The organism is Brevibacillus fluminis (assembly GCF_003710825.1).
Taxonomy (GTDB): Bacteria; Bacillota; Bacilli; order Brevibacillales; family Brevibacillaceae; genus Brevibacillus_D; species Brevibacillus_D fluminis.
Window position 1 is genome coordinate 66,421 of the sequence record NZ_RHHQ01000004.1, and the last position, 13,779, is coordinate 80,199.

The 13,779-nt window shown below is 49.8% G+C and carries 13 protein-coding genes; 6 read left to right on the forward strand and 7 right to left on the reverse strand.

From position 1 onward, the window contains the following. Window positions 1-2: 2 nt before the first annotated feature. From EDM56_RS02575 to EDM56_RS02600, 6 genes are all read right to left on the reverse strand, one after another. Window positions 3-521, reverse strand: coding sequence for a TlpA family protein disulfide reductase (locus EDM56_RS02575; protein WP_122916322.1), 519 nt, complete (start codon window positions 519-521; stop codon window positions 3-5). A 27-nt stretch (window positions 522-548) separates the two neighbouring features. Continuing rightward, entirely contained in the window at window positions 549-1,259 is a 711-nt protein-coding gene (locus EDM56_RS02580) for a cytochrome c biogenesis CcdA family protein (protein ID WP_122916323.1), read from the reverse strand. A gap of 80 nt (window positions 1,260-1,339) precedes the next feature. Then, window positions 1,340-2,890 (reverse strand): two-component system sensor histidine kinase NtrB, encoded by a 1,551-nt coding sequence (locus EDM56_RS02585; RefSeq protein ID WP_122916324.1) that lies wholly within the window; start codon window positions 2,888-2,890, stop codon window positions 1,340-1,342. Window positions 2,891-3,081: 191 nt separating this feature from the next. Continuing rightward, entirely contained in the window at window positions 3,082-3,993 is a 912-nt protein-coding gene (locus EDM56_RS02590) for a hypothetical protein (protein ID WP_122916325.1), read from the reverse strand. A 220-nt stretch (window positions 3,994-4,213) separates the two neighbouring features. Continuing rightward, window positions 4,214-4,561: a hypothetical protein gene (locus tag EDM56_RS02595; protein WP_148040353.1), complete on the reverse strand. Its 348-nt coding sequence runs from the start codon at window positions 4,559-4,561 to the stop codon at window positions 4,214-4,216. 312 nt (window positions 4,562-4,873) lie between these two features. Then, window positions 4,874-6,703: a UbiD family decarboxylase gene (locus EDM56_RS02600; protein WP_122916327.1), complete on the reverse strand. Its 1,830-nt coding sequence runs from the start codon at window positions 6,701-6,703 to the stop codon at window positions 4,874-4,876. A gap of 261 nt (window positions 6,704-6,964) precedes the next feature. On the opposite strand from EDM56_RS02600, the gene EDM56_RS02605 reads away from it, so the two are divergent. The 6 genes from EDM56_RS02605 (at window position 6,965) to EDM56_RS02630 (ending at window position 12,666) form a co-directional block, all read left to right on the forward strand. After that, window positions 6,965-8,047: a hypothetical protein gene (locus EDM56_RS02605; protein ID WP_122916328.1), complete on the forward strand. Its 1,083-nt coding sequence runs from the start codon at window positions 6,965-6,967 to the stop codon at window positions 8,045-8,047. Window positions 8,048-8,190: 143 nt separating this feature from the next. Continuing rightward, window positions 8,191-8,535 carry a hypothetical protein gene (locus EDM56_RS02610; RefSeq protein ID WP_122916329.1) on the forward strand — a complete coding sequence of 115 codons (345 nt, stop codon included), beginning with the start codon at window positions 8,191-8,193 and terminating at the stop codon, window positions 8,533-8,535. A gap of 205 nt (window positions 8,536-8,740) precedes the next feature. Further along, window positions 8,741-9,670, forward strand: a complete 930-nt coding sequence (locus tag EDM56_RS02615; RefSeq protein ID WP_122916330.1) for an ArsR/SmtB family transcription factor — start codon at window positions 8,741-8,743, stop codon at window positions 9,668-9,670. Then, window positions 9,667-10,899 carry an MDR family MFS transporter gene (locus EDM56_RS02620; protein WP_122916331.1) on the forward strand — a complete coding sequence of 411 codons (1,233 nt, stop codon included), beginning with the start codon at window positions 9,667-9,669 and terminating at the stop codon, window positions 10,897-10,899. The genes EDM56_RS02615 and EDM56_RS02620 overlap by 4 nt, the downstream gene beginning before the upstream one ends. A gap of 150 nt (window positions 10,900-11,049) precedes the next feature. Further along, window positions 11,050-11,961 carry a class I SAM-dependent methyltransferase gene (locus tag EDM56_RS02625; protein WP_122916332.1) on the forward strand — a complete coding sequence of 304 codons (912 nt, stop codon included), beginning with the start codon at window positions 11,050-11,052 and terminating at the stop codon, window positions 11,959-11,961. Between the two features lie 114 nt (window positions 11,962-12,075). Beyond that, window positions 12,076-12,666, forward strand: a complete 591-nt coding sequence (locus tag EDM56_RS02630; protein ID WP_122916333.1) for a DJ-1/PfpI family protein — start codon at window positions 12,076-12,078, stop codon at window positions 12,664-12,666. Window positions 12,667-12,755: 89 nt separating this feature from the next. Here EDM56_RS02630 and EDM56_RS02635 read toward each other — a convergent pair whose 3' ends face one another. After that, window positions 12,756-13,775, reverse strand: a complete 1,020-nt coding sequence (locus EDM56_RS02635; RefSeq protein WP_122916334.1) for a vWA domain-containing protein — start codon at window positions 13,773-13,775, stop codon at window positions 12,756-12,758. Window positions 13,776-13,779: the final 4 nt, after the last annotated feature.

Consider the following 13,779-nt stretch of genomic DNA (forward strand, 5'->3'; position numbering starts at 1 on the left):
GCTTACAACAGTTTTTTCAGTTGCTTCTCCAGCTCTTCTTCATCGAGCATTCCCAGTACTTGATGCACAATCATCCCGTTCTTGTCCACGAAAAACGTCGTTGGAAACGCCATGATTTGATACTGCTTGGAGACTTCCCCTTTTTCATCCATCGGAATAGGGAATGGCAGATTAAACGTTTCTACAAACTTCTTCGCATCGGCCAGTTGGTCGTTGCTGGTTGAGTTAACGGCGTAGAAATCGACTTGACCTTTGTATTTGTTATACATTTTTGCCAGATCAGGTGCTTCTTCCTTGCACGGACCGCACCAGGAAGCCCAGAAATTGATAACCAGTGGTTTTTCTCGCTTTCCGCCCACTTTGTACGTTTGTCCATCCAGACCAACCAGCGAAAAATGCGGTGCAGAATAGCCCACCGTCGGTTTTTGTTCTGCGACGACAGCCATACTCTTATTCATATTGGTATATACGGTAAAACCGACAAGCAAGACGAAAACGAACAAAAAACCCCACTTTTTCAAAGAAGAACACCTCTTGTATGTATTGAGTTAGAATCCGGTGAATCCTCCAAACAAATTGATGAGCACCCGCGTGATGATCGTCAATTGGTCGGTGTAGAGCAAAATCCCGAACAAAATCATGACGCCGCCGCCGATTTTCATCATCAAGTCCGAGTATTTGAGAATCGCTCTGATTTTGCTGATGAAAAACGTCATAACGAAGAATGGAATCGCGAAGCCGACCGTGTACGCCAGCGTGTAGGATAACGCCCGCGTCGGGTCAGCCATACCCAGTGCGATAATGGACGTCAAGATCGGTCCGACACAAGGTGTCCACCCTGCCGCATAGGTGATCCCCACCAATATGGAACCAGTATACCCGATTGGCCGAGATTTTAAATCAACTTTCCATGTTTTCATCATCCAGTCCATTTTGAATAATCCGGTCATGACCAAGCCCATGATGGCCAACAATATGCCGCCCAATTGACGAATCAAATCTTGCTGGTTTTTGAAAAAGCTGCCGATCCAGGTCGTGGAAAGTCCAAGCGCGATGAACACGATCGAAAACCCAAGAATGAAAAAAAGCGTATGTAACAGTGCCTGACGCTGAAAAACGGTGCGCCCTTTTTTGACTTCATCGACGGTGATTCCCGTGATGTATGAAATGAACGATGGATATAGAGGCAGGCAGCATGGGGAGATAAATGACAGGAACCCTGCACCAAATGCCAATATAAGTGAAACGTTTGCTTCCATAGCAACCTCCATGCACTCTGATGGGTATCGTCCCTATTGTAACAAAAAAAGACTCGACAGGAAGCCCTGAAGAGTCGGCGTTACGAATCTGCCACATTTTGCCCATTGCTTTTGAAGCGAGAAGCCGGGAAGCTGACGGTGAAACAGGCGCCTCCAAGCAGAGGAGACTGGTCTGCGGCGATGTGACCTTGGTGATCTTCAACGATTCGCTTTGTGGTCAAAAGACCAAGCCCTGTCCCGTCCTGCTTGGTCGTAAAAAACGGCGTGAATAGCGACGATTGCACTTCAGGGGGCAGACCCGGACCGTCATCCTCTACAGTCACGACCACATGCCCATCTTTCTCCAACACACAAACCGCGACCTTGGTTCCATTATCACTCACTGCCTCAAGCGCGTTTTTACACAGGTTGAGTAAAACTTGCCGGATGCGCTGCTTCAGCCCATAGACGGTTGAATCAGCTGCTAGCAATTCACAATAGATGGCAATCCCTCTTCGATTCGCCTCGGGCTCAAGCAACCGAACGACGCCGCAAGCCTCCTCCGCCAATTGAAAATGTTCGGGCATGTGGCTGTCATGCCGAAAACGCGCCAGTACCAAGACATCGTTCAACAGCCCTTCCATCCGCTCAATCTCTGTCTGAATGACAGAAAAATAAGCGCCCGTCTCATCCACTGAGCCACGCTCCCGAATCAGCTGGATAAAGCCTTTCACGGATGTAAGCGGATTGCGTATTTCATGGGCAATCCCAGCAGCCAATTGTCCAACGGCAGCAAGCGCGTCCCGCTTGCTGAGCTCCTCCTCAAACTGCTTGCTCTGAGTCACATTCCGAAACACCGCAATGGCTCCCCACATCTGCTGCCCAAGTCGGATGGGGCGGATCGTGAAGGTGATCCATCTGCCATGATAATCGGCGACATAATGGCCGGGTGTTCCTTGCCGTACCGCCCAATGAAAGTATTGCTGCTCGGGTCGCTGCCCCATTATGAGTTCCACATGGCGTGTAATGATATGTTCCTTTTCGACCAAGAACATGTCGGCGAGCGCATCGTTTGCATCACGGATGGCTAGCTCCTGATCAACGAGAAGCAATCCAATGTCAGTTGAGTTGAACACCATGTCCACAATCTCTTTTTCGGCCGTTTCTAGCAATTGCATGGTAGTACCGGACGTAAAATCAGCTCGATCGGCACGCATGGCGGAAACACGCTCCTCATAAGCTTCCGCGTAATGCTTCATATACATGTCCAAATATTGATAAATGCGTATTTCAATCTGTTGGTAAGTAAGTCTGTCTTCAAGTGGCACGTCAATCTCTTTGATAGCAGCACGGCACGCATCAAGCAAATGATCGCGCATCAGTCGCATCCGTTCCAGCCCATAATGCAGCGGAATGCCCACTTCAGCCCGCTGTACCGCGTATTTGGTGGCACTGTCCAGCAAATACCCATCCGAACCGCTTACCAGCGTTTCAGCCAACTCGATCAGCACGTTTTGAAAAATGGCGATGGAAGCGCTTCGCTCTTCCATTAGCAGCAAGGTGAGACGTTTCGAATCCGACATTGCATCAAACGCTTGAACCCCAATCTGATGCGCCCGTTCATGGATAAAGTGATGTATGTAATGTATCATTCGATCAATGACGTCCCCTTCTCTCGCGCGTTCCACTTGTTTTCTTCTTTTAGCTCGCCCTTATTTTACTAAATAATGCCAACTACAGCAAAACAAAAGATCGTCTTTGTTCGTAACAATTGAAAAATTCGATGAATTGGCGATAGAAAAAAGCCCAGCCTGACGATCGGCTGGTTCAGTTCTGTCGCGAATTACGATTCGCGCTTTCGCTTGATTTGCTGTTCAAGCATGACGTCCATCAACAAAAGATCCTGCAGTGGCTCCGATGGGTCCGTCGTCAGCAGTGCTGAAACGGCTGCTAGCGCTGATTTGACCGCATGATAGGAATAAAAGGCGTCCCGCTCCTCATCCGTTGCTTGCGAAAGGTCGGATAGCTCATGTACAGGATACGGAAAATCACTGGTCACTCCCGCCCGATCGAGAATCAGCAGCGCTTGCTTGATCGCAAGAATCGCAGCGCTCGCACTCAAGCTATACCCTTTGCGCAGCTCGTCCCACACCTGAAAGGCTGACCGTTGTACCCGCTCACCCGTCGGCTGGGTGACGAATCCGCTTTTTCTTCCTTCGCGCAACAGCCAATCGACTAAAATATCCGTACGCGGTGGAAAGGCGTACACTTGAAGTTTCATTTCCAGCTCTGTCGGTGTATCCCGCGCAAATCGTGCGTACGGCAGAATCACTTCATAACGACGAGAAGGATGGCCGGGTACACTTACATAGACGATTCCATTGCGAATGGCGGTAATTTGCAGCTTCGTCCGTGACGGAATACGGGCTTGCGGAGCTTTTTCGCGGCGAATGTTCGCTGGCGACAGCTCGGTGCCGTATAAGTAATATTCCATCGGAGAATCGAGCCACGGAATCGGCTCTCTATGTATGATCTGATAAACGCCGGTAATCGTGATCCACTCGCTCGGCTGCTCCTGAAACCTGACTAGAACTTTATGGCGCTCCTCTTCCGGGGGCAGGGCTTGGTCCTCATCAGCCACATTCGGTTGAAGCGGACAATGCTCCATGATTAGACAGTCATGCAAACCAAGCCGGTCCATCAATTCACGCTTGTTCACGCGTTCATAGCCAATTTTATAAATGGCTTGCTTCATCTCATCGACCCCCTCCCATCATACGTTTCAGTTTGGGATATTTCCTCTTCCCTTACACATCATTCAACTCCACCGAACCATCATACATGAAAACGCATGCAAATACGATACTCTTTCTACGCTGGTTTGCGTTTCTTGTATTTGCGTGCCATGTTCTACAGCTACAAAAAAATACGCCAGCAAAATCTGGCGTATTCAAACGAGTTTGATATGTTTCCGCTTACTGTAGAACCGTACGTCCCAGTGTATTCAGACACTCTTCCAGCCATTCCCGCGATTTCGGCTGCGTAGTCACTTCCGGTACGTTTTCGAGCATTTCTTTCAGCAATTTTTGTAAGAAAAAGAGCTCTGGCAATGCCAAGGCGATGGTCACCTGTTTTGGCGGCTTTGGCTGCTCCTTCAAAAATGCCACGCCGTTTAGTAATTCTGCTGCAATCGTCTCGGTCACACGCTGCAATTCCGGACGCGTGATTAACTCGTCATAGCAGCCGTCAAAAAGCTGGCAAAGCACCAAAAAAGCTTGCGTCCCCAGCTCTACTTGTTTTTTATCCATCATTGGTTCTGTCATTTCTGTGCCTCCGTTTTCAAGCATAGCTTTGGACATTATAGCATGCTTGCCTCCTAGACGCACATTCTTATCTGTATAAGAAAAAGCAAGCCATCTGCTTTCGCGTACGGCTTGCCTGTTTTCCATGCGATGCTTATTTTTTGTGATTGTCGTTGTAATTGCTATCGCGGATGTTGCTGTTTTGATCATTGGTATCGAGTGTTTTTCCGCGGTTTTTGCCGAGGTCTTTACTATTGTTGTTTTTGCTGGACATGTCGCCACCTCCTTATTCAAGTGGTAGCTTGTCCAAGTCGCTTGATGGCTATGCCGTTATCACAGGATCCCGCCTAAACTCGCACCTTTTGCAAACAACCGCTCGATGTTCCTTTCTACTTGTGGATCCGGAATCAGCGGTGGTGCTTGATGCGGCTTGACTCGTGCGTCAATAATGACGTTGTCACAGCCCCAATGCTTGTTTTCGTAGTAGCTGTTCAAGCCGTACATATCATGAGATGGATTGCTTCGGGTAAACGTCGCCCAAAAGAAATTTTTCATCGAATCGCTCAAAAATGCACTGTCGTCGCACAGGATGATCAGCGGACACGTCGGTAATGTTCCTCGGGTCCGAATCATTTCGCACAAGTCCTGCAGCTCTTCCTGTGCTTTTGCATACGTGGTGAAAGCCGGTCCTTGCAGCGCCACGATGCCTGGCATCACCAACCGCGCCCCTGCAAAACCGCGCAGTTCGGTTAGCTCCTGCGGTGTTTCTTTGCAAAGCTCCCGTTTTTTCTCGCCATACGCTGCAAAGACCACTTTGCTCCCGCTATTTAAGCCCGTGCCGGAATAATCGAGCGTATCGATCGTCGTATTGGTTTGAAAATGAAGGTCGCGGTGCAAGTCGATCCGCTCCAGAATATAGGACAAAAATGCTACTTCATCGTGTGTATCCAACGGCTGTCTGTCTTCCGCCGTGATGAACAAATACTTAGCGAGGCTCAATTGTCCGGTACCCAAAATGCGATTGGCGATCGTCAGCAGTTCGGTCGGCTGCTTGACCGCAAGATAAGGGGTATAGCGTTCGCTCCCGATCGCAAACAGCAGAGGATGAACGCCTGCAGCGTCGACCGCATGCACTTCCTTTACGCCTGGAATCTCTTGCTTGATCGCATCTCCAGTCAATTCATGAATCAGCGCGCCAAATGACGTGTCCTCCTGGGGCGGACGGCCCACAACCGTGAACGGCCAGATTGCATTCGGTTTGGCATACACGTTTTTCACCTTCATCACGGGAAACGGATGCGTCAGGCTGTAGTAGCCCAAATGATCGCCGAACGGTCCTTCCGGTTTCGTTTCTCCCGGATGGATTTCACCCGTGATGACGAAATCAGCATCGTTGCTGATGCAATATCCGTCGATGTAGCTGTAATGAAACCGGCGTCCGGAAAGCAAACCGGCAAATGTGATTTCACTCAATCCTTCCGGCAAGGGCATGACGGCTGACAGCGTATGTGCCGGAGGGCCGCCGACAAAGCAGCTCACCTTAAGAGCTTCACCACGCCTGCTGGCTTTTTCATGGTGGACGCCGATCCCGCGATGAATTTGATAGTGCAAGCCGATTTCCTTGTTCAGCTCATACTCATTGCCACTTAATTGGACACGGTACATGCCCAGATTGGAATTCATGATGCCAGGCTTGTCCGGGTCTTCCGAATAGACTTGCGGCAGCGTAATGAAGGCGCCGCCATCCATCGGCCAGCTTTTTATAAGCGGCAAATCTTCGATATTGATTTTGTTGGTGGCAACAGGCAGGCTGCTCGTCTTTTTGGCAGGCAGCGCCTTCCATGCGGCAAGACCGTTGCCGATGTTTTTCAACGGCTGCTTAAGTGCCTTGACCGGATCATTGCGCAGCGCGACGATATTTTCCGCCGCCTCCCATGTGTGGCGGAAAATGAACTTGCTGCGCTCGATCGTCCCGAACAGGTTGGACGCTGCCCGGAATTTCGACCCTTTTACATTTTCAAACAGCAAGGCAGGACCACCCGCTTCATACACTTTCAGGTGAACTGCAGCCATTTCCAAATCCGGGTCGACCTCTTCCTTGATTCGGACCAGATGGCCGTTCCTTTCCAAATCGATGATGCAATCTTCCAAATTGCGATACATACGGGACTTGCTCCAATCTATTGAAGTTTGGTATATGTGTTGAAAACTCGGCGGTGCCGAGCCTATTGGCGTTTCACGGGAAGGTTTCATAACCACCCATCACATACAGTTAAAACGAATTCAGACAGGTTGTCAAACAATGGAGCCGCTCGTCTTTTTCGGGCGAATGCGGTGGAACAGCCAACCATACGCTTTTCCCCTTCCGAACATAGCATGAACCGATACAAGGAAAAAGACCGTGCATAAAAGGGAGAGAGAAACGTGGCAACTTTTTTTCACGCCTATTTGGCAAAAGAGAAAATGGTCAGCACTATGATGAAAAAAAGAGGCATCGCTGGCGTGGGCATCGGCTTCTTGAATGAAAAAAACCGCAAGCAAGGCGCTTGCCTCATCGTTTATACGCACGGGAACCTTCCTTCCATCATGCGGCTCGTCCCCCATGCGGTCGGCCTGCAGATCGCCGGATCATCCATCTCTGTCCCCGTGCGCGCGATCCATTCTGGCGGCTTTCGTTCATTTGCCAGCATCCAGACGAACCGGTACAAGGAAAAAATCCGCCCGGTGAAAGCCGGCTACAGTGTAGGACGGCCGGATGCGTCAGGAACGGCCGGCCTAATCGTGACCAATTTTCCGGAGCGAAACCAATTGTACGTGTTAAGCAATAACCATGTTTTAAACAGCGACAATTCACCCTCATTCACGGAAACGCTTCAGCCTGGCGGAGCCGATGGTGGACGTTCGCGCATCGACACGATCGGGAGGCTGGACCGTTTCGTCGCCCTGCGTAAAACCGGAGCTAATTTTGTAGATGGTGCGACTTCGATTCCGCTGCGTAATAGCCTCTTAACACCGCGCTATGCCACGGTTGGCGAATTGCCGGGGCATGTGTCCTCGTACCGAATCGGTGACAGAATGAAAAAAGTCGGCCGAACAACAGGGCTTGTCAAAGGCGTGGTTGAATCGATCCATACCGATATCATGGTGGATTACGGTGATTACGGAAATTTGGGGACGATCCGGTTTCGCAATCAAACGGTCATTAAAGGCACCAATCGAGTTTCTCTTCCCGGAGACTCCGGCTCCGTCTGGCTGCGGGAACGAGGTAATTTCGCAGCAGCTGTCAATTTCGCCGGTACCGTAGATGGCAGGCGCTCGATTGCCTATCCGGTCGAATGGTTCATGCAAGTGTTTCAGACCCGTGTCGCTACGGCAAAAGGTGTCGGCAGCGTTCTACGGGCGAGCAACCGCAATCACTACCAAGTCCGCCCGCTCACACCAGCGGAACTACGCACGATCCAGGTTCGCCAAGTCAAAAAACAAACCAAAAAACGTCCCACGAAATGAGCGCTTGCCATTATGGCGGCGCTTTTTTCTGTGTGTACTACTTCTCTAGTTATCCGCCCATTTTCCTGTGCATCTATCACGCCCCGGGCGAATGCACATACATTACTACAGAGAAAACTACTTACAGATTGCGAGTGAATCCGATGAACGAACAGCAAAATCAACCGTTAGAATATCAGCAACAGCCATTGCAGCATCAGCCAATGCAGCATCAGCTGGAGCACCATTTCCAATACCCGATCGATCCGACTCAATATTCCATCGAGCAAGTTCGCTTTGGCTTTGGCGGCTTTGGCGGCGCAGGCTGGATTCTCCCTCTTCTCTTCTTGACTCCGTTCTTCTTTAATCGTGGCGGAGGATATGGTGGTGGATATGATGGAGCCAACTTCGCACAATCGTATCCATTACCGTATCCATATCCGTATCCGTATCCACTTCCGACCTATCAATCCACGCCTGGCTTTCCAACTTACCCCCCCTACTACTAAACAACAATTGAACAAGCGGGGATGTCTGTTCACTTCAGACATCCCCGTTTTCTCGATTCACTGCCAAGACAAGCCTCTTGGTAAAATTTCCAAACGAACCGGATTGTTCGTTGAAATCGCTATTCCCAATCGAACAATTTTATGCTAAGCTCAATTTGTTCGATTTTAATCGAACTTATTTTTATTTTTATAGGAGTCGAACAAAATGGCATATAAACTAATCGTTGACAGCTCGCCCGTCTATGAATTGGTCACCAGCTTTTATACGTTCATTCATTGGAAGCAAATGAAGCATGCGCGGCTCGGGAGTGAATGGCGCGATCAAGTCGGTCGCGGCCTTTCTACTTCATTCGCACAGGAATTGTCAGACGAACGTTGGGAAGTGCTGCACCGCATCAATTTACTGGTCGGCCTCTGTCCAGAAAAAGATTCCGTCAGTGCATTTCTAAACTGGCTCGCTGCCCAATCGCCTGGCGACATTTATGAACGGCTCGCTCCTTGGGTCGATAGCATCCCGGCCAATCTAGAAGATATCCGCGACCAGTCCGTCTATTTGCTGTCAGAATGGAACCGTCACTATTTTCAAACGGTCGACAGTACTTTGATTGAGGGACTGCATCAGGATGCCTCCGAGAAGCGGCAGTTGGCGGACACGCTGCCAGCGTTGGAGGTTGTGGATTTGGCAACTAACGGCATGCTGATCGAGCCGGTTTCCGAGCTGCAGACGGTCTATCTCATCCCCCAATACCATTGCCATCCTTATGCGATCATCGATTTTCACCGTTCTGTCTGCACGTGCCTGTATCCTTCCCGGCTCTTAGACGAGCGACTCAACCAGCCTTCATGGACGCTTCAAGACGCTACGCAATCGCTTGCGGACGACAAGCGGCTTAAAATCCTCCGTTTTATCGCCCGGCAGCCTTGCAGTTTTTCCGATATTCAACAGTACATCGGGTTGGCCAAAAGCACGGTCAATCACCATCTGTCGTTATTACGCCGTGCCGGGATGATTCACGCACATTATGCTGGACATTCCACTGCACAGCGCTACAGTTTGCGGCCGCGCGGTTTTGAGACTTTGCACCAGCTACTGCAGACCTTCATTTTCCCGGCGAATCAGGAGGGTGGACGATGAATCGCTTACGGCTCTTTTTGCAAGAATTCCATCCGGTCGTCCATCTCTTGCTTGCAGGCGCAGTTACACTGGCAGTCGCCAATTGCATCAGCATCCTGTATTTGCCGCTGTATCTTGTGCGCGTCCATCACATCGATCCTGTCATGATCGGGTTGATCGTCGGCGTTGGATCGCTCGCATCGATGTTCGGCGGCTTTTTCGCCGGTACGCTTTCCGACATGATCGGCAGACGTAAAGTCATTCTCGTCTCGCTTTATTTGGCGGTCGCGCTGTTCGTTGCTTTGGGCATGGCTGATCATCCGTTGGCGCTATTTTTCATCATGATTCTCGACGGCTGGTGTGTCGCCTGTTACGCTCCCGTGGCAAAGGCATTGATGAGCGATATGACGCCAACGGAAAAACGGATGCGCGTTTTTTCGCTGCGCTATGTGGCCACGAATATCGGCTATGCGGCAGGACCCGCGATCGGTGCCTATATCTCACTCTCTGGCGTCTTGAACCCGTTTTACTGTTCGGCAGGGCTGCTCTTGGTTTATACCATCGCGTTACACATATGTCTCAACCGCTACGGTATCAAGCATGTTTCCGGCCAATCCGGCGATCAGACCACTTTTGCCTCCGCCATGAAAACGATCGCGCGAGATAAAATATTGCTTTCCTTTATTCTCGGGGGAATCATCAGCACAATGGTGCATGGCAAATGGTCCGTTACCATTCAGCAGCATTTGGAAGGAAGCGTCGTGAATGGCGAGTTGCTTTACGGCACGCTTGTGTCAGTCAACAGCATCGGCGTCATCCTCCTCCAATACCCGCTGACCCGCTGGGCGGAAAAGCATTCGCCGTTTTTTATGGTCGTGATTGGTACCCTCTTGTTCACCCTCGGAACGATTGGTTTCGGACTGTCGATAGGGTGGGCATCGTTCATCGCATCCATGATCGTCTTCACGGTCGGTGAGATTTTAATGATTCCAAGCGAATTCATCCTGATTGACCGCATTACGCCTGACGACATGCGCGGCACGTATTATGGCGCACAAAATTTAACTGAGCTTGGCAGTTTCCTAGGTCCAGTCTTCGGTGGCCTGCTGCTGCAAAAGTACGGGGGCACCACGATGTTTTTCGGATTCGCTGCGATTCTTTTGATCAGCCTGATTTTTTTCCGCAATGGTCATATTCGCTGGCAGAAGAAGCAGCAGAGTACGCCACATGGGCATGTGATTTCTCAGTAAAAAATGTATACAACCACAACACACCAGGATATTGACAAATATTTATTTTTGTGTTATAATTAAAAATTAACATATTTACTTCGTTCGTTTTCTTGTGATAAAAATAGAGATGCACCTACCTTCCCCCCAACTGATTAGGAGGTTATCTCTATGCAAGATCATCAACCCAGTCTGACCGCATTGATCAGCGCTTTCGGACGCGCGTATCACTCACGCTTCGATTCGCCTCACATTTTTGACGACTTCATGGCGCACCGCTTATTTCGCGAGGGAGAATTCGCTCTGCTTGGACGAAACATGGCGGCTGCGCTTCCTTTTTTTGCCCCTCAGTATGCCGCTCAGCAGTTGGATCATGACGAAGCACTGTCCATCGTCATGCGCAACCAGAGTACACCGATCACGCTTTCACGTGCCAAATATACGGAAGATTCACTTCATGCAGCCCTTGCCGATGGCGTGCAGCAGTATGTCATCTTAGGCGCCGGGTTCGATACGTTTGCGCTCCGAATGCCGCCAACTACGCAGCTGCATGTTTTTGAAGTGGATCATCCCGCGACACAGCAAGAAAAACGCGAACGGATTGCTGCTTTTTCGCCAGAGCTTCCTGACTGCCTCCACTTTGTACCTATCGATTTCACCCGAGAACGTTTGACCGACATTTTGCTGGAATCATCTTTTTCTCCGAATAAACGGAGCTTTTTCAATTGGCTCGGCGTTACGTATTACCTTCCACAGGATGTCGTGCGAGATACGCTCCGGGCCATCGCCCAGCTTGCACCTTCCGGCAGCACCATCGTCTTCGACTATCTCGATACCGATGCATTCGATCCCGCAAAAGCCGCTCCTCGTGTACAAAAAATGCTTCAGGTCGTAGCCAGAACCGGCGAACCGATGCAAACAGGTTTTGACCCACAGACGCTTGGCGCTTTGCTTGCAGACCTTGGCTGGGAGCTGGAAGAAAATCTCGCTCCCGCTGACATACAGACTCGCTTTTTCCAAGGACAGAGCAATGGCTACTCCGCTTTTGAGCATATCCATTTTGCGCGCGCCGTCGTGAAGTAACCGAGTTCTGATTAGAAATCCTAAACGTCCGCATCAGAACTTTCAATTTTACGGAACAGAGAATGTGGCTTATGATCCTTGTAGATCACACATCAGACAAGGAGTGAGAATGGAATGAAACGAATTTGTTTGTTGTTGCCCAATGGATTTGAAGCTGTCGAGGCGAGCGTGTTCACCGATGTGTTCGGCTGGAACAAAGAAGAAGGCGATGGTGCCACCGAGCTGATTACGGTTGGGACACGCCCTCAGTTGACGTGCACGTGGAACTTTACTGTACTGCCGGAAAAAACGCTCGACGAGGTTACCGTCGACGATTTCGATGCGTTGGCGCTACCCGGGGGCTTTGAACAAGCAGGCTTTTATGAAGATGCATATCGTCCGGATGTGCTTGCCTTCATCCGTGAATTCGATCGTCAAAACAAGGTCATTGCTTCGATCTGCGTCGGCGCGCTGCCAATCGGCAAAAGCGGGGTCCTGCAAGGTCGCAATGCAACGACGTATAACTTGAGCAATCGCAACCGCCAAAATCAGCTTGCCGAAATGGGTGCGAACGTGCTTGGCGATGAGCCGATCGTCGTCGACCGGAACGTCATCACCTCGTTTAATCCTTCGACTGCATTCGATGTGGCGTTCACGTTGCTCGAAATGCTGACTTCGACCGAAAACTGCAATGTGGTGAAAAAGCAGATGGGCTTTATCGCCTAACAAATGACAAAAACGCCGACCATGCTTCTCAACATGGCTGGCGTTTCGTCGTTCATGGTATGCTTGTCACTGAACCACCAACGAAAAACCTACAAATAACGAGCGATCATTCGAACTAGCTTTGCAGGGAACTCTTGCAAATTCGTAATATCCAAAAATCTGTCATTCCCATAGATTTCACTAATTACATCCTTGTCTTGACCGATTGCGGCTGCAAGTACCGTAATACCTTTCCGTTCGTACTCCTGTATGGTCTGTTTCATATCGTTCACAGCATAACTTCCGGTATAGTCATCCATCGCTTTCGGCTGTCCGTCGCTGATGCTAATCAACAGCTTTGTCTTTTGGGGGGATTTCACTAACCGTTCCGCCATGATTCTGAGTGCCATCCCATCCCGATTATTACTTCTCGCACGAATCCTCATTAACCTGTAGCGATCAGTGGCATCCGGTTTATCAAAGTCCGTATAAGCAAAAATCGACATTTGCTCCATCTTCGAAACATCCGCCGTATCACCATTAATCAAAATGGGAATCTGACAAAGTTGACAATATTCATATACCGCAATGACTGCTCGTTTCGCTGCTTCTAATCTCCCGTAAGCCGACATCGATGCGGATTCATCAACTCGCAGACCAACGACAAGGGAAGGGGATTCCGTTGGAGGACGTTTCTTGGCAAAATAACGGTAATCCCGATAAGCGACGCTGTCTGCTTGAAATTTGCTGCCATAGTATCGACTCCTTGCAAAGTCGGATGCCACCTCATGTTCTAAGTAGGGAAGTGTCTTTCTGGCAATCTCTTGCACAATCGGCATGAGTCCTTTGCTAAGCTGGACATATTCCTGTTGGTCCTCCCATTCGAAGTCCGGACGGTGAACAATGAGTTTTACTTTTTTATGAATCGAATCGGAAATAAATTCTCTTGCCTCTTGATTCAGCTTTTTACGGAAAGCTCGTTCCTTTTGTTTCGCATCCTCTGACATCGATTCGAGATTTGCCTGATGATAAGCGGGTAAGCCATCCTCTCCCAAGTCAGAGCTTTCCATCTGGAGAGATTCGTCAGTGACACGGGTAGAACCACTGTCACTATCGGCAGATTTTTTCAATGCG

Excerpts from the sequence above, each read along its gene's own strand:
- EDM56_RS02630 (WP_122916333.1), top strand. The coding sequence starts at position 12,076 with ATGAAACGAATTTGTTTGTTGTTGCCCAATGGATTTGAAGCTGTCGAG.
- EDM56_RS02580 (WP_122916323.1), bottom strand. The coding sequence starts at position 1,259 with ATGGAAGCAAACGTTTCACTTATATTGGCATTTGGTGCAGGGTTCCTG.
- EDM56_RS02595 (WP_148040353.1), bottom strand. The coding sequence starts at position 4,561 with ATGACAGAACCAATGATGGATAAAAAACAAGTAGAGCTGGGGACGCAA.
- EDM56_RS02600 (WP_122916327.1), bottom strand. The coding sequence starts at position 6,703 with ATGTATCGCAATTTGGAAGATTGCATCATCGATTTGGAAAGGAACGGC.
- EDM56_RS02620 (WP_122916331.1), top strand. The coding sequence starts at position 9,667 with ATGAATCGCTTACGGCTCTTTTTGCAAGAATTCCATCCGGTCGTCCAT.
- EDM56_RS02585 (WP_122916324.1), bottom strand. The coding sequence starts at position 2,890 with ATGATACATTACATACATCACTTTATCCATGAACGGGCGCATCAGATT.
- EDM56_RS02615 (WP_122916330.1), top strand. The coding sequence starts at position 8,741 with ATGGCATATAAACTAATCGTTGACAGCTCGCCCGTCTATGAATTGGTC.
- EDM56_RS02590 (WP_122916325.1), bottom strand. The coding sequence starts at position 3,993 with ATGAAGCAAGCCATTTATAAAATTGGCTATGAACGCGTGAACAAGCGT.
- EDM56_RS02610 (WP_122916329.1), top strand. The coding sequence starts at position 8,191 with ATGAACGAACAGCAAAATCAACCGTTAGAATATCAGCAACAGCCATTG.
- EDM56_RS02625 (WP_122916332.1), top strand. The coding sequence starts at position 11,050 with ATGCAAGATCATCAACCCAGTCTGACCGCATTGATCAGCGCTTTCGGA.